A 17,871-nucleotide genomic window follows, 5' to 3' on the forward strand; every position below is an offset into this window, starting at 1 on the left:
CCTTTGTAGGCCATTGACGCACATCCCCGTTGATTGGCATCAAGCGTCGGGGGGGGATGCAGGGCGGCATAATGGCACCATGGTCCAACAAGAGGCGCTTTTCCCCGGTTTTCGCGTCGCTCGCCTCGATGCCGGGGGTGTGGAGGTGCATGCGGTCGTCGGGGGAAGCGGCCCGGCGCTCCTGCTTCTGCATGGCTATCCGCAGACGCACGCGATCTGGCACAAGGTCGCCCCGCGCCTTGCGAATCGCTTCACTGTCGTGGCCGCTGACCTGCGGGGGTATGGCGATTCGGGCAAGCCCGCCACCGATGCCGGGCATGGCCCGTATTCCAAGCGCGAAATGGCGAAGGACCCCGTCGCGGCCATGCGCGCGCTGGGGTTCGACCGGTTCTTTCTTGCGGGACACGATCGCGGCGGGCGGGTCGCCCACCGGCTCGCGATGGACCATCCGGCGGCCGTCGCGAAGCTCGCGGTACTCGATATCTCCCCCACGCTCGCCATGTACGAGCAGACGGACATGGCCTTTGCGCGCGCCTACTGGCACTGGTTCTTCCTCATCCAGCCGGCGCCTTTCCCGGAGACGATGATCGGCGCCGATCCGGGCTTCTACCTGAAGAAGAAGATGGGCAGCGGCTCGGCCGGCATGGCGCCCTTTGCAGGCGCGGCATGGGTCGAGTACACGCGCTGCTTCAACCCGGAAGCGATCCATGCAAGCTGCGAGGATTACCGCGCCGCGGCGGGCATCGACCTCGAGCACGACCGCGCGGACCGCGAGGCGGGTCATCGCATCGAATGCCCGCTGCTGGCGCTGTGGGGTGCCCACGGCGTCGTCGAACGCTGCTTCGAGCCGCTGGACGACTGGGGGCGCGTGGCGACGGACGTCCGCGGCAGCGCGCTGCCCGCGGGCCACTACCTGCCCGAGGAGGTCCCCGATCTCGTGGCGCAGGAATTCGAGAAGTTCTTTGGAGGCTAGACAGACCATGAAGACCTACCGCATCGCGACCATCCCCGGCGACGGGATCGGCACCGAAGTCGTGCCCGAGGGCATCCGCGTCCTCGAGGCGGCCGGGCGCAAGTTCGGCATCGCATTCACCTGGGACGAGAAGCCGTGGAGTTGCGCGTACTACGCGAAGCACGGCCACATGATGCCGCAGGACGGCCTGGCCCAGATCCGCAACCACGACGCGATCTATCTGGGCGCCGTGGGTTTCCCCGGCGTGCCCGACCACGTGTCGCTCTGGGGCCTGCTGGTGCCCATCCGCCGCGAGTTCCAGCAGTACGTGAACCTGCGCCCGGTACGCCTCATGCCCGGCGTGAAGTGCCCGCTGGTCGGGCGCAATCCCGGCGACATCGACTTCTGGGTGGTGCGCGAGAACAACGAAGGCGAGTACTCGTCGATGGGCGGGCGCATGTACGGCGGCACGGAGCAGGAGTTCGTGACGCAGCTCTCGGTGTTCTCGAAGCGCGGCACGGACCGCATCATGCGCTACGCCTTCGAGCTGGCGAAGACGCGGCAAAGGAAGCATGTCACCTCCGCCACCAAGTCCAACGGCATCGCGATCACGATGCCCTACTGGGACGAGCGCTTCCAGGCGATCTCGGCCGAGTACCCGGACGTGCAGACCTCCCAGTTCCACATCGACATCCTCACGGCGCACTTCGTCCAGCACCCGGACTGGTTCGACGTGGTGGTGGGCTCCAACCTCTTCGGCGACATCCTCTCGGACCTGGGGCCCGCCTGCACGGGCACCATCGGCATTGCCCCGGGCGGCAACATCAACCCGGAGCGCGAATTCCCGTCGATGTTCGAGCCGGTGCACGGCAGCGCGCCGGACATCGCGGGCAAGGGCATCGCGAACCCCATCGGCCAGATCTGGTCGGGCGCGATGATGCTCGCGCACCTGGGCGAGACGGACGCGGCCGAGGCGATCGTGAAGGCGATCGAGCGTGTGCTCTCGGACGGCCCGCGCACCCGTGACATGGGCGGCACGGCGAACACGGTGGAAGTGGGCAGGGCGATCGCCGGGGCGCTCTAGGCGGGGGTCATGGAAAAGCGGACCGGAAGGCGGTATACACTCGGCTCCGAGATCCCGATGACGGGACCGGCAAACGGAGGAGACTCGATTGAAAAGACGTGAATTCCTGGTGGTGGGCGGTGCGATGGCCGCTTCGATCGCTTTGCCGGCCCGCGCGGCCTACCCGGAAAAGCCCGTGCGCATGATCATCGCGTTCGCGCCGGGCGGCGAATCCGACATCGGCGCGCGCCTGCAGCAGGGCGTCTTCCGGAAGCTGTATGGGCAGGAAATGGTGATCGAGTCGAAGGCCGGCGCGGGCGGCGCCCTGGCCTGGAGCCAGCTCAACACCTTCCCCGGCGACGGCTACACGGTCATGGGCACCAACCTGCCGCACATCGTGCTCCAGCCGCTCGAGGGCAACGTCCAGTACAAGACCGACGACATCGTCAACGTCCACTTCTACCAGTACACGCCCGACGCGATCATCGTGAGGAACGAAAGCCCCTTCAGGTCCTACCAGGAACTCCTGAAGGCCTGCAAGGAGGGAGGGGACAAGGTCACCTTCGCCGGCTCGGGGACGAATTCAGCCAACCACTTGGCGCACTCGCGCCTCGACAAGCTCATGGGGACGAAGACGACCTACGTGCCCTTCAAGGGCACGGGCGACCTCGTGGCCTCGGTGCTGGGCGGCCACGTCTCGGCCGCGATGTCCTACAACACGCTGGCGCTCACGCAGAAGAACAAGATGCGCATGCTGGCGGTGGCCTCCGACAAGCGTCTGGCGGCGTTCCCGGACGTGCCGACCTTCAAGGAACTGGGCGGCGACTGGGTCGACGGCGCCTACCGCGGCGTGGGTGTGCCCAAGTCGACGCCGGAAGACCTCCGCAAGCGCATTTCCGCCATGTTTTCGGCGATCAACAGGGACGCGGAGTTCCGCCAGAAGATGGCCGAGGGAGGGTTCGAGCTTGTCGACATCACCTACGACAAGGTGGCGGCGTTCATCGCGGAGCGCACCAAGGTCTATCTGGATGCGGCGAAGCTGATGGGGCTCGCGAAATAGGCGCCGCAAATTCGCGGGGAAGGGCATTCCGCGGTGCGCCATCCGCGTGCCGCGCGTAGGAATATACTTTCCCCCGTTCCGGAATCGTCGCAAGAACGAATTTCACCGAGAAACTTCCAGGAGGCGCCGGCCCGACGGCTGGTGAAGACATAGCGCATGAAGCATCTCATTAAGCGCCCCCGCGATTTCTGGTCCGGGGTCATGTTCGCGGGCGTTGGCAGCCTTTTCGCCGGCATCGGGTACACCTACAAGCTGGGCACCGCCGCCCGCATGGGGCCGGGATTCTTCCCGTTCTACCTCGGCCTGATGCTCGTGTTCGTCGGGGTATTGATCCTGCTTGCGTCGCTCAGGGGGGCCGAGGGACACAAGGTGGACAAGTTTCACTGGGGCCCGCTCTTCTGGGTGCTGAGTTCCATCTGCGTCTTCGGCGTGTTGCTCAAGCTCACGGGCGCGCTCGTCGGGGGTGTGGCGCTCGTGTTCGGCGCGAGCCTGGGCAGCGGCGAGTTCAAGATGCGGGAGGTTGTCTGGCTCGCGATCGGCCTGTCGATCTTCTGCGCGGTCATCTTCGTGGGAGGCCTCAAGCTCCCGATCCCCATGTGCCCGGGATTCGAGTTCTTCGAGCAGTTCTCCCTTTGCCGCGTCTGAGATAACCATGGAACTATTCGCGAATCTTCAGCTCGGCTTCGGCGTGGCGCTCGCCGGCTCCAACATTCTCTACTGCCTCGTCGGCGTGATCCTGGGCACGCTCATCGGCGTCCTGCCCGGCATCGGCCCGGTGGCCACCATCGCGATGCTCCTGCCCGCGACCTTCGCGCTGCCCCCCGTCTCCGCGCTCATCATGCTCGCCGGCATCTACTACGGCGCGCAGTACGGCGGCTCCACCACGGCCATCCTGGTGAACCTGCCGGGCGAGGTGTCATCGGTGGTGACCTGCCTGGACGGCTACCAGATGGCGCGCAACGGGCACGCCGGAAAGGCGCTCGCCATCGCGGCGCTCGGCTCGTTCTTCGCGGGGTCCGTCGCCACCTTCCTCATTGCCGCGTTCGCGCCGCCGCTGGCGGAGATGGCCCTCAAGTTCGGCCCGGCCGACTACTTCTCGCTGATGGTGCTGGGCCTGCTCGCCGCGGTGGTGCTGGCGCACGGCTCGCTCATCAAGGCGATCGGCATGATCGTGCTGGGCCTGCTCATCGGCCTGATGGGCACGGACGTGAACTCCGGCGTCGCGCGCTACAGCTTCGGCTTGGCGGAACTCATCGATGGCGTTGGCATCGGGCCGATTGCCATGGGCGTCTTCGGCTTCGGCGAGATCATCCGCAACCTCGACGGGGGAGGCGAGCATCGAGAGGTCTTCACGAAGAAGGTGACGGGCCTCATGCCCACTTGGCAGGACTTGAAGGATTCGTTCCCGGCGATCTGCCGCGGAACGGCGCTGGGTTCGTTCCTGGGCATCCTGCCCGGAGGCGGCCCCGTGCTCGGTTCCTTCTCCGCCTACACGCTCGAGAAGAAGTTGTCCAAGACCCCCGAGAGGTTCGGCAAGGGCGCCATCGAGGGCGTGGCTGCGCCGGAGGCCGCCAACAACGCCGCCGCGCAGACCTCCTTCATTCCGCTGCTCACGCTGGGCATCCCGTCCAACCCGGTGATGGCACTCATGATCGGCGCGATGATCATCCACGGCATCCAGCCGGGCCCGCAGATCATGACCGCCAATCCCCAGCTCTTCTGGGGGATGATCGCCAGCATGTGGGTGGGCAACTTCCTGCTCGTCGTGCTGAACCTGCCGATGATCGGCATCTGGGTGAAGCTGCTCACGATCCCGTATCGCCTGCTCTATCCCGCGATCCTCATCTTCTGCTGCATCGGCGTGTACTCCATCAGCAACGCCTGGATGGACGTCCTGCTGGCCGCGCTCTTCGGCTTCACCGGCTACCTGTTCGCCAAGCTCGATTGCGAGGCCGCACCCCTGCTGCTGGGATTCGTGCTGGGGCCGATGATGGAGGAAAACCTGCGCCGCGCCCTGCTGCTTTCGCGGGGTGACCCGGCGGTGTTCGTCACCCGCCCGATCAGCGCCACGCTGCTCGCGATGTCGGTCTTCCTGCTGGTGCTCGTGATGGCGCCTTCGATTCGCAAGAAGCGCGAGGAAGCCTTCGTCGAGGAATGAGTATCCGGCGGGCCGGTCACGCCAACTGCGTGACCAGCCCGGCGAGGTCATCGACGATGGCATCGGGCGGCGAGCCCAGCCGCTCGACGGGCGCCTTCCCGCGGTTCACCCAGAACGCGCGGAATCCGAAGGACTTCGCGCCCGCCGCGTCCCACCCGTTCGACGAGACGAATCCGATGGCCGCTGGCGCCAGCTCCATCTGCGCGGCCGCAATCGCGTAAACGCGCGGGTCGGGCTTGAAGACGCCGGCCTCGTGAACGCTGAAGACCCGTTCGCCGAACAGGACGCGCAATTCGTTGTGATCGACCACGGCATCGAGCATGTCGGGATGGCCGTTGGAAAGGATGGCGAGCGGGCGGCGCTCGCCCAGCCGCTCGAGCGAGGCGCGCACCTCGGGAAACAGGCCCAGCGTCCGGTAGGCATGCATGAGCGCCTTGCGGCCGTCCGGTTTCGCGGCGAGGCCGAGCGACTCGATCGCCCAGTCGAGCGCCTGTGCGGTGACCGCATTGAAGTCGTCGTAGCGGCCCATGAGGCTGCGCAGCCAGGTGTATTCGAGCTGCTTCGCGCGCCACGCCTGCGACAGGGCGGCCCCGCGCCCGGGAAAGAGCGAATCGGCCAGGCGCGTCACGGAATGGACGTCGAATAGCGTGCCGTATGCATCGAAGACCAGCGCCTGCGGTTCGGTTTTCATGGCTTCCCTCCCGGTGCCGAGCATACCCCCGATACCTGCCCCTGAAGGCAAAGCCGCTTTCCTTCCCGGTTAGGGGGCGGGACGGATGCGGGCGCCACGCCGGTGCTACCATTCCCCAATCCCCGGACTCCTCCCGCGCCGCCATGTTCCCCCGCCCGCTCGTCGTCGCCGCCGCCTTGCTCGTTGCGGCGTTTCCCTCGTTGGCCCAGACGTGGCCCGCGAAGCCGGTGAGGATCGTGGTGCCGTTCCCCGCGGGCGGCCCCACCGACGTCCTCACCCGGTCGATCGCGGACAAGCTCGGCGCCCAGCTCGGCCACCCCGTGGTGGTGGAAAACAAGCCCGGCGCGGGCGGTGCGATCGGCGCGGACTTCGTCGCCAAGAGCGCGGCCGACGGCTACACGCTCGTCATGGCCACGACCAGCACCCACTCGATCGGGCCGTACCTCGCGAAGCTTCCGTACGACCCGGTGAAGGACTTCACGCCGATCGTGTGGGTCGGCAACGCCACCAACGTCCTCGTGGTGAACAACCAGCTCGGGGTCTCCTCGGTGAAGGAGCTGATCGACCTGGCGAAGAGCGAGCCGGGCAAGCTCAATTACGCCACGAGCGGCGTGGGCACCGTGGTGCACCTCACCACGGAGCTTTTCGCCTCGATGGCCGGCATCAAGCTCACGCACGTGCCCTACAAGGGCGTGCAGCAGTCGATCCCCGACCTCATCTCCGGGCAGGTGTCGATCCTCTTCGACAACATCATGACGGCGCAGCCGCACATCAAGGCGGGCAAGGTGAAGGCGCTCGCGATCTCCTCCCCGAAGCGTTCCCCGCTGGTGCCCGACATCCCGACGGTCGCGGAATCCGGGCTCCCGGGTTTCCAGAGCGTCACCTGGTTCGGCCTGCTGGGGCCCGCCAATACACCCAGGGCGGTGGTCGACCGCGTCAACATCGAGATCAACAAGGCGCTGGCGCTGCCGGACATCCAGGCGAGGTTCGCGCAGATGGGGTTCGAGCCCGCCGGTGGCACCCCGGCCGAATTCGCCTCCACCATCCAGCGCGACGCGGAAAAGTGGTCGAAGGTGATCCGCGAAGCCGGCGTCCAGGCCAACTAGGCGCACTCCCGGAGTCGACATCATGTTCACGTGGGATTTCCCGTACCCGTCGCAGCGCATGCCGCTGCTCGCGAAGAACGTCGTCGCCACCTCGCAGCCGCTCGCCGCGCAGGCGGGGCTGCAGGCGCTTGCGAAGGGTGGCAATGCGGTCGACGCCGCGCTCGCCGCGGCAATCACGCTCACCGTCGTCGAACCGACCTCCAACGGGATCGGGTCGGACGCCTTCGCAATCCTCTGGGACGGCGAGAAGCTGGTGGGCCTCAACGCCTCCGGCCGTGCACCGGCGGGATGGACGCCGGAGCGCTTCAAGGGCCGCACCGCGATGCCCGTTCACGGGTGGGACGCCGTCACCGTGCCCGGCTGTGTTTCGGCCTGGGCCACGCTGTCGCAGCGCTACGGAAAGCTGCCCTTCCCGGACCTTTTCCAGGCGGCGATCCGCTACGCGCGCGATGGCTTCATGGTTTCCCCGATCACGGCCATGAACTGGGCGCGTCAGGCGCCCAACTTCAAGAGTTTCTCGGAATTCGCGTGGACGTTCCTCCCCAAGGACCGCGCGCCGCGCCCCGGCGAGCGCTTCTATTGCCCGCAGCAGGCCGAGACGCTCGAGGAGATCGCGGCCACGAAGGGCGAGAGCTTCTACCGCGGCATGCTCGCCGAGCGCATCGCCATGGCCTCAAAGGCGGACGAGGGTGCGCACACGCTCGCCGATTTCTCCGCCCACCGCTGCGATTGGGTCGAGCCGCTCTCGGTCGAGTACCGAGGCTACCGGCTGCACGAGATCCCGCCGAACGGGCAGGGCATCGTCGCGCTCATGGCGCTGGGCATCCTGAGGCAATTCGACCTCGCGGCGCTCCCGGTGGACGGCGCCGACAGCCTGCACCTGCAGATCGAGGCGATGAAACTCGCGTTCGCGGATGCCTACCGTTACGTGTCGGACCCGGCGACCATGGAATTCGACGCGGCGTTGCTGCTTGAGGACGGCTACCTGGCCGAGCGCGCCAAGGCGATCGACATGAAGCGCGCGCAGAACCCGCCGCCGGGCGAGCCGCGCGCGGGCGGCACGATCTACCTCACGACGGCGGATGCGAGCGGCATGATGGTTTCCTACATCCAGTCGAACTACATGGGTTTCGGCTCCGGTGTCGTGGTGCCTGGCACCGGCATCTCGATGCAGAACCGCGGGGCGGGCTTCTCGCTCAAGCCCGGGCACCCCAACCTTGTCGGCTCCGGCAAGCGCCCCTTTCAGACGATCATCCCCGGCTTCCTCACGAAGGACGGCAAGCCCGTGATGAGCTTCGGCGTGATGGGCGGGCAGATGCAGCCGCAGGGCCACACGCAGATGGTCACGCGCATCGTGGATTATCACCAGAACCCGCAGGTCGCGAGCGACGGGCCGCGCTGGATCGTGAACAACGACTTCAGCGTGAGCTTCGAGGCACCGCGCTTCGCGCCCGGCGTGCTCGACGAACTCAAGGCGCGCGGTCACCGGGTCGTGGACCCCGAAGCCGCGATGTTCGGTTTCGGCGGAGCCCAGCTTATCTGGCGCCTGGACGACGGCTACTGCGCCGGCTCGGACCACCGCAAGGACGGCCACGCCGTCGGCTTCTGAAAAAGGGGACAGGCCCCTTTTCCGGAAAAGGGGTCTGTCCCCTTTTTCAGTCGTCGGCGGGTTTGGAGGGGACGGGGTCGGCGATGGCGCCGCCGGACGGTACGGCCGGCTTGCCCCTCGCGAACCAGGCGGAGACCTTGCGGCCCCAGGCGTCGAGGTAGGTGTAGAGCACGGGCACCACGACCAGCGTGAGCAGCGTCGAGGTGATGATGCCGCCGATCACCGCGCGCCCCATCGGCGCATTCTGCTCCCCGCCGTCGGCCGAGCCGATCGCCATCGGCAGCATCCCGAAGATCATCGCCATCGTCGTCATCAGGATCGGGCGCAGCCGCACCTGGCCGGCGGCGAGGATTGCGTCGTGCCGCGACTTTCCGTCGCGCAGCCCCTGGTTGGTGAAGTCCACCAGCAAGATCGCGTTCTTCGTCACCAGCCCCATCAGCAAGATGACGCCGATGATGGAGAAGATGTTCAGCGTGCTGCCGGTGATGAGGAGCGCCAGGAACACGCCGATCAGCGTGAAGGGCAGTGACGCCATGATCGCCAGCGGCTGCAGGAAGCTGCCGAACTGCGAGGCGAGGATGATGTAGATGAAGATCACCGCCATGCCCAGGGCCGCAACCGCCGCCGTGAACGACTCCTGCATGTCCTGCGTCTGGCCGGCGACGTCGAAGCGGTAGCCCGGCGGGAGCGAGATGGTCTTGAGGAGTTCCTGCACCTCCTTGCCCACATCGCCCGAGGGGCGGCCCTCGACGTTGGCGTAGATGCCCACGCGCCGCTGCAGTTCCTGGCGCTTGATGATCTGCGGGCTGGTCGACTCCTTGAACTCGACGACCTGGCGCAGCGGCACGAGGACGGGCGCGCCGCCGGCGCCGGTCTTGCTGCTCACGACGTACAGCTCGCCCAGGTCGGAGGTGATGCGCCGATCCGACCTCGGCAGCTGCACGTTCACCTCGTAGTTCTGCCCGTCGGGGGCGAGCCAGTGACCGATCACGTCCCCGGCGACGAGCGGGCGCACCGTGGAGCCGATCTGGGACAGCGTGAGCCCCAGGTCGCTCGCGAGCTCGTCCTTGACCTTGATCGTGATCGCCGGATTGTTCGCCTTCAGGCTGCTCTCGAGGTCGGTGATGCCCTTGATTCCGGCGATCTTCTCCATCACGTCGGCCGTCAACTTTTCGAGCTCCTCGTTGGATGGGCCGAGCAGGTTGATCCAGATCGGCCGGTTGTAGCCCACTGAAAGCTCGATGCCCGGAATGGCGCGGATCCTTTCGCGAACCTTCGCCTCGAAATCCTTCTGGCCGAGATGCGGCCGCTCGCGGCGGTCCGTGAGCTTGACCTCGACGCGGGCGACGTTGCGCCCTTCGCCGGTGCCCACGTTCGCGGCTATCACGCGCACCTCGGGAAAGCCGCGCAGAATCGCCTCGACCTGGCGGGTCTTGGCGTCGGTGTACTCGAGGCTCGAGCCGACCGGCGTGGTGAGCCTGAAGGAAGTGCGCCCTTCGTCGGATTCGGGAACGAACTCGGTGCCGACCAGGGGGAGCACGAAGAAGCTCGCGACGAACACCGTCGTCGCGATCGCGAGCACCTTCTTGCGGTTGCCGAGCGCCCACTCGAGGAGCACCCCGTAGCGGTGATGGGCCCATTCCACCCCGCTCTCGACGCGGTTCATCAGCCGGCCGAGCCAGGGCACCTTGGCGAAGCGCCCCTCGGGCGGGTCGTGCCAGATGGACGAGAGCATGGGGTCGAGCGTGAAGCTCACGAAGAGCGAGACGAGGACCGCCACCGCCACCGTGATGCCGAACTGGAAGAAGAACCGGCCGATGATCCCCGCCATGAAGGCGACCGGGACGAACACCGCGACGATCGCGAAGGTGGTGGCCATCACCGCCAGGCCGATCTCCTCGGTGCCCTCGCGCGCGGCGCGATAGTGGTCCTTGCCCATCCCCAGGTGGCGCACGATGTTCTCGCGCACCACGATCGCGTCGTCGATCAGCAGGCCGATGCACAACGACAGCGCCATCAGGGTGAGGAAGTTGAGCGTGAAGCCAAAGATGTACACGGCGACGAAGGTCGCGATCACGGAAATGGGCAGCGTAAGCCCGGTGATGATCGTGCTGCGCCACGAGTGCAGGAACAGGAAGACGATGAAGATGGTGAGGAGCGCCCCCTCGACGATCGTCACCTTCACGCCGTTGAGCGCCTTCTCGATGAAGTCCACGTCGGCATAGACGATCTTCAGCTCCACGTCGGGCGGCAGCGACCCGGCGAGCGCCGCCGCGGCGGCCTTCGTGCCGTTTCCCACCTCGACGATGTTGGCGTCCTGCACCTTGAGCACGGAGATCGTGAGGCCGGGCTGGCCGTTGATGCGCGAGAGCGAATCGGCTTCGCGCTCGCCGTCCACGATGTCGGCGACCTGCCCGAGGTACACGGGCCCGTTGGCGCGGCGCGCCACGATGATCCTGGCGAACCCGGCCGGGTCCTTGATCCGGCCCTCGATGCGCACGAGCTGTTCGGTGGGGCCGTGCGAGATCTTGCCGGCGGGCACGTCCATGTTGGAGGCGCGGATGGCGGCGATGACCTCGTCCACGCCGACCGCTTGCGAGAGCATCTGTGCGGGCCGCAGGTTCACCAGGACCTGGCGGGCGACGCCCCCGGAAACCTGCACCTGTCCCACGCCGGGGACATTCTGGAGGCGCTTCACGATGACCTGGTCGGTGAGCGTCGTGAGCTCGCGCAGGGTGCGCGTGGGCGAGGTTACCGCGAGCGATACCACCGGCTGCGCGTTGTCGAAATCCCCGCGAAGCACCAGGGGATCGCGCGCCTCGCGCGGCAACCCCGGGCGGACCATCGCGATCTTGTCGCGCACATCCTGCACCGCGCGGTCCATGTTGGTGTCGAGGCGGAACTCGATGTAGGTCTCGCTGCGGCCCTCGAAGGAGTTGGAGCGCAGAACCTTCACGCCGTTGACGGTGTTCACCACCTCCTCGACCGCCTTGGTGATGTCGTTCTCCACGGCCTCGGGGGCGGCGCCGGGGTACTGGATCTGGATGAAGACGAACGGGATCGTGATGTCGGGCATGCGCTCGACGCGCAGGCGGTTGTACGAAAAGATGCCCAGGACGCACAGCGCCACCATCACCATCGTGGCGAAGACGGGCTGGTTGATGCTGGTCTTGGTGATCCACATGGCGGCCTCGCTTGTCCGTGTCCCGGCTCGTGCCCCGAGTTCGGTCAGCTCGCCTTGCGCGCGGGCGCGAGGGAACCCTTCAGGATCGCCGGCGCTCCCTGCTTCAATCCTGTCGCTCGCGAACTCACGACCGTCACGCCTTTCTCGAGGCCGCTGCGCACCTGCACGAGCCCGGCCTCGTCCTCGCGCTGGCCCATCGTCACGGCGCGACGTCCGATTCTGCCTTGCTCGATCGTGTACACGAACGCCTGGCCGGCCTCTTCCCGGACGGCCGTTGCCGGGATGACGGGCATCGGCTCGCCCGGATCGAGGACGAGGATGCCCTTGGCGAACATGCCGCCCCGAAGCGCCCCGTCGCGGTTGGAAACCGACAGGTATACCGTGATCGCGCGCGAGGACTGCTCGGCCGTCGGATTGATGCGCTCCAGGCGCCCGACGAACTCGCGATCGCCGAACCCGTCGACGCGCAGCGAGGCAACCTGCCCGGCGCGAATTCCGGGGATTTCCGCGGCAGGGACGGGCGCCTCGACCTCCAGTTTCGCGAGGTCGACGATCGCGAACAGGGCACCGTCGACGCCCACCTTCTCGCCCGCGTTGACCATCTTTCTCGCCACAATGCCGTCGATGGGGGCGCGCACGGCGGCATCATGCATCGCGTTGCGCGCGAGACGGACCTGTGCCTCGGCGGAATTCACGGCGGCGGCAGCGGCCTCGAAGCCGCTCTGCGTCGTGTCCAGGGCGTTCTGCGAAATGAAGCCCTGCTTGTGCAGCTTTATCGCGTTGTCGCGGTTCTTCGACGCGATCGAAAGCCGCGCTTTCGACTCCTCGAGGGCGGCGACCTGCACGTCGAGGCGGGCCAGGATGTCCACGGGGTCGATCTCGGCGAGCAACTGGCCCTGCGCCACCTTTTCGCCTTCGCGCACGAGCACCTTGCGGACCTCTCCCGGGACTTTCGAGCGGACCGTCGATTGCGCCACGGGCGAAAGCGAACCCGAAATCGGGATCGTGCGCGCAAGGCTGCGCAGCTCGACAATGGCGATGTCGGCGGACGTGAATTCCAGGACCGGGGCCGGGGCCTTCGCGGGATCGTCTTTCCTGGCGGAACTCACGCGGAACGCGACGAGCGAGCCGGCGACGAGAACCAGGGCGACCGCGATCAGAGGTTTGGCCAGCCGGCGGGGCGCTCGCACGGCGGCGTCGATGACGGTAGCGTTCGATTTCCGGAAGAACATGGCGGTCGTCCTGGCGCGCCCCGGGGTGTCGGGCGCAGTCATGCCCCGTTGGATGCCGGGGCCGGCCGGTTTGGATTCAACCGAGGCGAGGTCGCGGATTATACGCCGCGGGAGTCACCGGCGGCATCACTGCCCGGTGAATTCCAGTGTCCGCCCGCGCGGTATCCGGGCGGTATCCCACCGCCTTGCCGCCTCCTCGAGAATCGCGGCGGGGCGCCCCGAAGCGCAGACCTCCTGTCCGAGAAACGCCAGCGCGCAGAGCAGGGCGTCCGCCCCGAAGGCCGGGTCGATGGCCGGGGCCAGGGTCTGCTTGGAGAGTTTCTCGCGGCCGCGGGTCGCCACGGGAAGATGCAGGTAACGGGGAGCGGGAAGCCCCAGTGCTCGCTGCAGGGCCGCCTGCCGGGGCGTGGAATCGAGGAGGTCCGCGCCGCGCACGACGTCGGTCACGCCCAGATCGGCATCATCGACCACCACGGCGAGCTGGTAGGCGAAGAGTCCGTCGCGGCGATGCACGACAAAATCGCCAATGTCGGCGCAAAGGCGCTGTTCGAACCGGCCTTGCACGCGATCCTCGAACACGACGACATCGTCCCCGACGACGAAGCGATCCGCGCCCGGCGTGCCCGCGGGAATGGCCGCGTGCCGGCAGGTGCCGGGATAGACGACGCCGTCGATGCCGTGCACGCCGGAATCGGCGATTTCCCTGCGCGAGCAGCGGCAGCGATAGGTGAGTCCGCGGTCGCGCAGGATGTCGAGCGCCTCCTCATAGCGGGCCGTTCGATCGCGCTGGCGCACCACCGGGCCATCCCAGGCGAGGCCCAGGGCGTCCAGTGTGCGCAGGATCGCGTCTTCCGCGCCGGGGACGGTGCGGGGCGCGTCCACATCCTCGATGCGCAGGTGCCATCGGCCGCCCGCAGCGCGCGCATCGAGCCAGCTCGCCACGGCCGCGACGAGCGAGCCGAAATGCAGCGGCCCGGTGGGGGAGGGCGCGAAGCGGCCGACGTAATCCACGGCGGCCTTCACGAGAGCAGGGAGGCGGCCACGAGCGGATCCTCGAGTCGCTTCACGAACCATTTCGCCGCCTTGCCGGCCGAGGACGGGCGCCACGCCACCACGATCTCCGAGGCCGGCCGGGTCGCTTCCGGCTCCAGGATCACGAGCCGCTGCGCCCAGGCTTCCCGCTCCGCGATCCAGCGCGGAAGCCAGCCCACGCCAAGCCCGGCGACGTGGGCCGCGACTTTGGCATCGAGTGAAGCCACGGTGAGCACGTCCTGCCCCGAGAGCAGGCCCAGCGTTCGCGGCGGCAACAGCCGGGAGCTGTCCGCAACACTCACCGCCCGGTATCGAAGGAGCGTTGCTTCCGTAATTGGCAGGGGTTCCTTCGCCAGGGGGTGGAAGGGGGCGGCGACGAGGACCATGTCCACGCGTCCCAGCGGGCGCGCGGTGTAGGCGGCGCCGGCCGGCGCGTCGCCCGAAGCGCCGATGGCAAGATCAGCTCGGCCGGAGGCGAGCGCATCCCACGTGCCGCCCAGCACCTCGTGCAGGAACTTGAGCCGCGTGCCGGTGTTGGATGCGTAGAACTCGGTCACGATCCCGAAAAGCTTGTCCATGCCGATCAGCGTATCGACGGCGATGCGAAGCTCCGCCTCCCAGCCCTTGGCAACCTGGCGCACGCGGCATTCCAGTTCGGCGGCCCCCCGAAGCAGGTGCCGACCCTCCTCGAGCAATTCGCGCCCCGCCTCGGTCAGCTTGGCGCGGTGGCCCCGCCGGTCGAACAGCAGGACATCGAGGGCTTCCTCCATTTGCTGAACGGAGTAAGTGATTGCTGACGGAACCCGGTGCAGTTCGTCCGCCGCGGCCGCGAAGGAACCTCGCCGGTCGATCGCGTCCAGCACCTCCAAGGCATCGAAGGTCAATTTCATTGTCAGAAAATATGAATGAATAGGTGAGAAATGTTCGCTTTCATGACAATAACATCAACCCTATCATGAACATCATCATTCTATGTCAATGCATAAAAAGGAGGTCGCCGTGTTGGAGCTTCGCCGCAGCCAGGACCGGGGCCACGCCAACCACGGGTGGCTCGATTCGTTTCATTCCTTCTCGTTCGCCGACTACCACGACCCTCGCCACATGGGGTTTGGTGCCCTGCGCGTCATCAACGAGGACCGGGTTCAGCCCGGGATGGGCTTCGGCACCCACGGTCACCGCGACATGGAAATCATCAGCTACGTCCTCGAAGGCGCGCTCGAGCACAAGGACAGCATGGGCAACGGCTCCGTGATCCGCCCCGGCGATGTCCAGCGCATGAGCGCCGGGACGGGCGTTCGGCACAGCGAATTCAACCCCTCGGCCGGCGAGGGCGTGCATTTCCTGCAGATCTGGATCGAGCCGGGCGTTCGCGGCGCCGCCCCGGGATACGAGGAAAGGAACTTCAACGCCGCCTCCAAGCGCGGTCGGCTCGCCCTCATTGCCTCTCCGGACGGGCGCGAGGGCTCGGTCACGATCCACCAGGACGCGCTCGTTTTCGCCGCGCTTCTCGACGGCGCCGAGACCGCCGTCCATGCGCTCGCTCCGGGACGCAAGGCCTATGTGCACGTCGCGCGCGGGGAAGTCACGGTGAACGGCCAGCCGCTTAGTGCCGGTGACGCGCTCAAGGCCAATGGCGAGAGCGAGGTCCGTCTCGAAAAGGGCCGGGGCGCCGAGATCCTGGTGTTCGACCTCGCCTAGGCACACGCGATGCAAGCTGCCGCTTCCCGCGCCGTCGAGCGCGTCATCCATTCCCAGCCCGCTTCCGCCGGCACCTTCAGCGTGCGCCGCGCACTGCCGGACCGCGAGCGCCAGTCGGTGGGGCCGTGGGTCTTCCTCGACCACTTCGGGCCCTTCCGCGTAGCCGTTGGCGACGAGGGCGTGGGCCCTCATCCCCATGCAGGCATCGAGACCGTCACCTATCTCCTGACCGGACGCAACGAGCACCGCGATTCCGCGGGGCACGAGGGAATCGTCACGGCCGGGGGCGCGCAATGGATGACGGCGGGGCGCGGCATCGTGCACTCGGAGCGCCCCCTTGCCGACGGGGCGGGAGAGGTGATCCAGCACGGCATCCAGCTCTGGATCTCGCTGCCGCGGGCGCTCAAGATGATGCCGCCCCGCTATCGGGCCATCGATGCCGCGGCGATTGCGGAAACGCGAGTGCCTGGCGCGGAACTCCGGGTGGTAGCAGGTGAAATCGCGGGCGTGAAGGGCCCGGCGGACACTCTGATGCCGGTGTTCCTCGCGCACGCTTCGGTCGAAGCCGGCGCCACCGTGAATATCGACATCGCGGCCTGCCACGAGGCGGCCGCGTACGTGATCGACGGCGAAGGCGGCTTCGGTGCCGGCGGCGAAGCGAAGGCGGCTACCGGCGATCTCGTCGTCTTCGCGAACGCGGCAGGCGCGCTCGTGGTCGCGAACACCGGCACGAAGGCGCTCGAGCTGATGGTGCTCGGGGGCGCTCCTGCGGAGGGTCCGCTCGTGTTCCACGGCCCCTTCGTCATGAACAGCATGGAGCAGGTGCGGGCTGCGGAAATCGCGTTTCGCACCGGCCGCATGGGAACCCTGGGATGAAAAGGGGTCGGATTACCTTGCACGTTGTTGGTGCAAAGCAATCCGACCCCTTTTAACCACGCATTCAATCATTCATCACTCACGAGAGAAACGACCATGACAGCAACCCTTTTCACGCCCGTCACGCTCGGCAGCCTGCAACTGAAGAACCGCGTCGTCATGGCGCCCATGACGCGCAACCGCGCCATCGGCAACGTGCCGAACGCGCTCATGGAGAAGTACTACGGGGACCGCGCCTGCGCCGGGCTCATCATCACCGAGGGCACGTCGCCCTCGCCCAACGGGCTCGGCTATGCGCGCATCCCGGGCCTCTTCAGCGACGAGCAGGCGAAGGGCTGGAAGCGCGTGACCGACGCCGTTCATGGAGCCGGCGGGACTATCTTCGTGCAACTGATGCACACCGGGCGCGTGGGGCACCCGGCAAACCTGCCGTCCGGCGCAAGGATCGTGGCGCCTTCGGCCATCGCCGCGCCGGGCGAGATGTGGACGGACGCCGGAGGCCAGCAGCCGCATCCAGCGCCGGTCGCGATGAGCGAAGCCGACATCGCGCAGGCGATCGCCGAATATGCCGGCGCGTCGAAGCGCGCGATCGATGCCGGTTTCGACGGCGTCGAGCTGCATGGCGCGAACGGCTACCTGATCGACCAGTTCCTCAACACCGCCTCCAATCAGCGCACCGACCGCTGGGGCGGCAGCGTCGAGAACCGCATCCGATTCGCGGTGGAAGTGGCGAAGGCCGCGGTGGCCGCGATCGGCGCCGGGCGCATCGGCATGCGCATTTCCCCCTATGGCGCCTTCAACGGCATGGCGCCGGATGCGCAAATGGATGCGTTGTACCTGCGCCTGGTCGACGAGCTGAACGCGCTCGGCGTTGCGTACATTCACGTGGTGGACCACAGCTCGATGGGGGCGCCGGAAGTGAGCCCCGTTCTGAAGGCGAAGATCCGCGCCGCGTTCAAGGGCAGGTATGTCCTGTCCGGGGGGTACGATGTGGAGCGCGCCAATGCCGACCTGGAGGCGAAGCGCGGCGACCTTGTCGCATTCGGGCGCCCGTTCATTTCGAACCCGGATCTCGTGAAGAAGCAGCGCAGCGGCGCCGTCCTGGCCGCGCCGGATTCCGCCACGTTCTATACACCGGGAGCGCATGGATACACCGACTACCCGGAGGGCGTGGTGGTCTGACCCGGAGACCGGAAGCACACCGAAGGAG

Annotated in this window: 15 protein-coding genes; 10 read left to right on the plus strand and 5 right to left on the minus strand. The window is 67.2% G+C overall.

All coding sequences use genetic code 11. The features are described 5' to 3' along the window. Window positions 1-79 precede the first annotated feature (79 nt). From IPP91_13270 to IPP91_13290, 5 genes are all read left to right on the plus strand, one after another. Window positions 80-973, plus strand: coding sequence for an alpha/beta hydrolase (locus IPP91_13270; protein MBL0143038.1), 894 nt, complete (start codon window positions 80-82; stop codon window positions 971-973). Window positions 974-980: 7 nt separating this feature from the next. After that, on the plus strand, window positions 981-2,036 hold the full coding sequence (locus IPP91_13275; GenBank protein ID MBL0143039.1) for a tartrate dehydrogenase: 1,056 nt from the start codon (window positions 981-983) through the stop codon (window positions 2,034-2,036). Window positions 2,037-2,160: 124 nt separating this feature from the next. Next, on the plus strand, window positions 2,161-3,075 hold the full coding sequence (locus IPP91_13280) for a tripartite tricarboxylate transporter substrate binding protein (GenBank protein MBL0143040.1): 915 nt from the start codon (window positions 2,161-2,163) through the stop codon (window positions 3,073-3,075). A gap of 156 nt (window positions 3,076-3,231) precedes the next feature. Next, window positions 3,232-3,720, plus strand: a complete 489-nt coding sequence (locus IPP91_13285) for a tripartite tricarboxylate transporter TctB family protein (GenBank protein MBL0143041.1) — start codon at window positions 3,232-3,234, stop codon at window positions 3,718-3,720. A 7-nt stretch (window positions 3,721-3,727) separates the two neighbouring features. Continuing rightward, window positions 3,728-5,233 (plus strand): tripartite tricarboxylate transporter permease, encoded by a 1,506-nt coding sequence (locus IPP91_13290; protein ID MBL0143042.1) that lies wholly within the window; start codon window positions 3,728-3,730, stop codon window positions 5,231-5,233. A 16-nt stretch (window positions 5,234-5,249) separates the two neighbouring features. On the opposite strand, the gene IPP91_13295 is transcribed toward IPP91_13290, so the two are convergent. Further along, window positions 5,250-5,924 carry a haloacid dehalogenase type II gene (locus tag IPP91_13295; GenBank protein ID MBL0143043.1) on the minus strand — a complete coding sequence of 225 codons (675 nt, stop codon included), beginning with the start codon at window positions 5,922-5,924 and terminating at the stop codon, window positions 5,250-5,252. 143 nt (window positions 5,925-6,067) lie between these two features. Here IPP91_13295 and IPP91_13300 point away from each other — a divergent pair, with 143 nt between their 5' ends. Next, entirely contained in the window at window positions 6,068-7,030 is a 963-nt protein-coding gene (locus IPP91_13300; GenBank protein ID MBL0143044.1) for a tripartite tricarboxylate transporter substrate binding protein, read from the plus strand. A 58-nt stretch (window positions 7,031-7,088) separates the two neighbouring features. Then, on the plus strand, window positions 7,089-8,639 hold the full coding sequence (locus tag IPP91_13305; GenBank protein MBL0143045.1) for a gamma-glutamyltransferase family protein: 1,551 nt from the start codon (window positions 7,089-7,091) through the stop codon (window positions 8,637-8,639). A 46-nt stretch (window positions 8,640-8,685) separates the two neighbouring features. On the opposite strand, the gene IPP91_13310 is transcribed toward IPP91_13305, so the two are convergent. The 4 genes from IPP91_13310 to IPP91_13325 form a co-directional block, all read right to left on the minus strand. Continuing rightward, on the minus strand, window positions 8,686-11,823 hold the full coding sequence (locus IPP91_13310) for an efflux RND transporter permease subunit (protein MBL0143046.1): 3,138 nt from the start codon (window positions 11,821-11,823) through the stop codon (window positions 8,686-8,688). Window positions 11,824-11,867: 44 nt separating this feature from the next. After that, window positions 11,868-13,097, minus strand: a complete 1,230-nt coding sequence (locus tag IPP91_13315) for an efflux RND transporter periplasmic adaptor subunit (GenBank protein ID MBL0143047.1) — start codon at window positions 13,095-13,097, stop codon at window positions 11,868-11,870. An 84-nt stretch (window positions 13,098-13,181) separates the two neighbouring features. Continuing rightward, window positions 13,182-14,129, minus strand: a complete 948-nt coding sequence (gene gluQRS, locus IPP91_13320) for a tRNA glutamyl-Q(34) synthetase GluQRS (GenBank protein ID MBL0143048.1) — start codon at window positions 14,127-14,129, stop codon at window positions 13,182-13,184. Continuing rightward, a complete protein-coding gene (locus IPP91_13325) occupies window positions 14,075-14,977 on the minus strand; it encodes a LysR family transcriptional regulator (protein ID MBL0143049.1) in 903 nt (300 codons plus the stop codon). Before IPP91_13325 ends, gluQRS begins: the two co-directional genes overlap by 55 nt. A gap of 109 nt (window positions 14,978-15,086) precedes the next feature. Here IPP91_13325 and IPP91_13330 point away from each other — a divergent pair, with 109 nt between their 5' ends. The 3 genes from IPP91_13330 (at window position 15,087) to IPP91_13340 (ending at window position 17,843) form a co-directional block, all read left to right on the plus strand. Next, on the plus strand, window positions 15,087-15,785 hold the full coding sequence (locus tag IPP91_13330) for a pirin family protein (protein ID MBL0143050.1): 699 nt from the start codon (window positions 15,087-15,089) through the stop codon (window positions 15,783-15,785). Between the two features lie 9 nt (window positions 15,786-15,794). Further along, window positions 15,795-16,661: a pirin family protein gene (locus tag IPP91_13335; protein MBL0143051.1), complete on the plus strand. Its 867-nt coding sequence runs from the start codon at window positions 15,795-15,797 to the stop codon at window positions 16,659-16,661. Window positions 16,662-16,757: 96 nt separating this feature from the next. Then, on the plus strand, window positions 16,758-17,843 hold the full coding sequence (locus IPP91_13340; protein ID MBL0143052.1) for an alkene reductase: 1,086 nt from the start codon (window positions 16,758-16,760) through the stop codon (window positions 17,841-17,843). Window positions 17,844-17,871 lie beyond the last annotated feature (28 nt).

This window comes from Betaproteobacteria bacterium (assembly GCA_016720855.1).
Taxonomy (GTDB): Bacteria; Pseudomonadota; Gammaproteobacteria; order Burkholderiales; family Usitatibacteraceae; genus FEB-7.

Excerpts from the sequence above, each read along its gene's own strand:
- IPP91_13270 (MBL0143038.1), top strand. The coding sequence starts at position 80 with ATGGTCCAACAAGAGGCGCTTTTCCCCGGTTTTCGCGTCGCTCGCCTC.
- IPP91_13275 (MBL0143039.1), top strand. The coding sequence starts at position 981 with ATGAAGACCTACCGCATCGCGACCATCCCCGGCGACGGGATCGGCACC.
- IPP91_13280 (MBL0143040.1), top strand. The coding sequence starts at position 2,161 with ATGGCCGCTTCGATCGCTTTGCCGGCCCGCGCGGCCTACCCGGAAAAG.
- IPP91_13285 (MBL0143041.1), top strand. The coding sequence starts at position 3,232 with ATGAAGCATCTCATTAAGCGCCCCCGCGATTTCTGGTCCGGGGTCATG.
- IPP91_13290 (MBL0143042.1), top strand. The coding sequence starts at position 3,728 with ATGGAACTATTCGCGAATCTTCAGCTCGGCTTCGGCGTGGCGCTCGCC.
- IPP91_13295 (MBL0143043.1), bottom strand. The coding sequence starts at position 5,924 with ATGAAAACCGAACCGCAGGCGCTGGTCTTCGATGCATACGGCACGCTA.
- IPP91_13300 (MBL0143044.1), top strand. The coding sequence starts at position 6,068 with ATGTTCCCCCGCCCGCTCGTCGTCGCCGCCGCCTTGCTCGTTGCGGCG.
- IPP91_13305 (MBL0143045.1), top strand. The coding sequence starts at position 7,089 with ATGCCGCTGCTCGCGAAGAACGTCGTCGCCACCTCGCAGCCGCTCGCC.
- IPP91_13310 (MBL0143046.1), bottom strand. The coding sequence starts at position 11,823 with ATGTGGATCACCAAGACCAGCATCAACCAGCCCGTCTTCGCCACGATG.
- IPP91_13315 (MBL0143047.1), bottom strand. The coding sequence starts at position 13,097 with ATGACTGCGCCCGACACCCCGGGGCGCGCCAGGACGACCGCCATGTTC.
- gluQRS (MBL0143048.1), bottom strand. The coding sequence starts at position 14,129 with ATGGTTCGTGAAGCGACTCGAGGATCCGCTCGTGGCCGCCTCCCTGCT.
- IPP91_13325 (MBL0143049.1), bottom strand. The coding sequence starts at position 14,977 with ATGAAATTGACCTTCGATGCCTTGGAGGTGCTGGACGCGATCGACCGG.
- IPP91_13335 (MBL0143051.1), top strand. The coding sequence starts at position 15,795 with ATGCAAGCTGCCGCTTCCCGCGCCGTCGAGCGCGTCATCCATTCCCAG.
- IPP91_13340 (MBL0143052.1), top strand. The coding sequence starts at position 16,758 with ATGACAGCAACCCTTTTCACGCCCGTCACGCTCGGCAGCCTGCAACTG.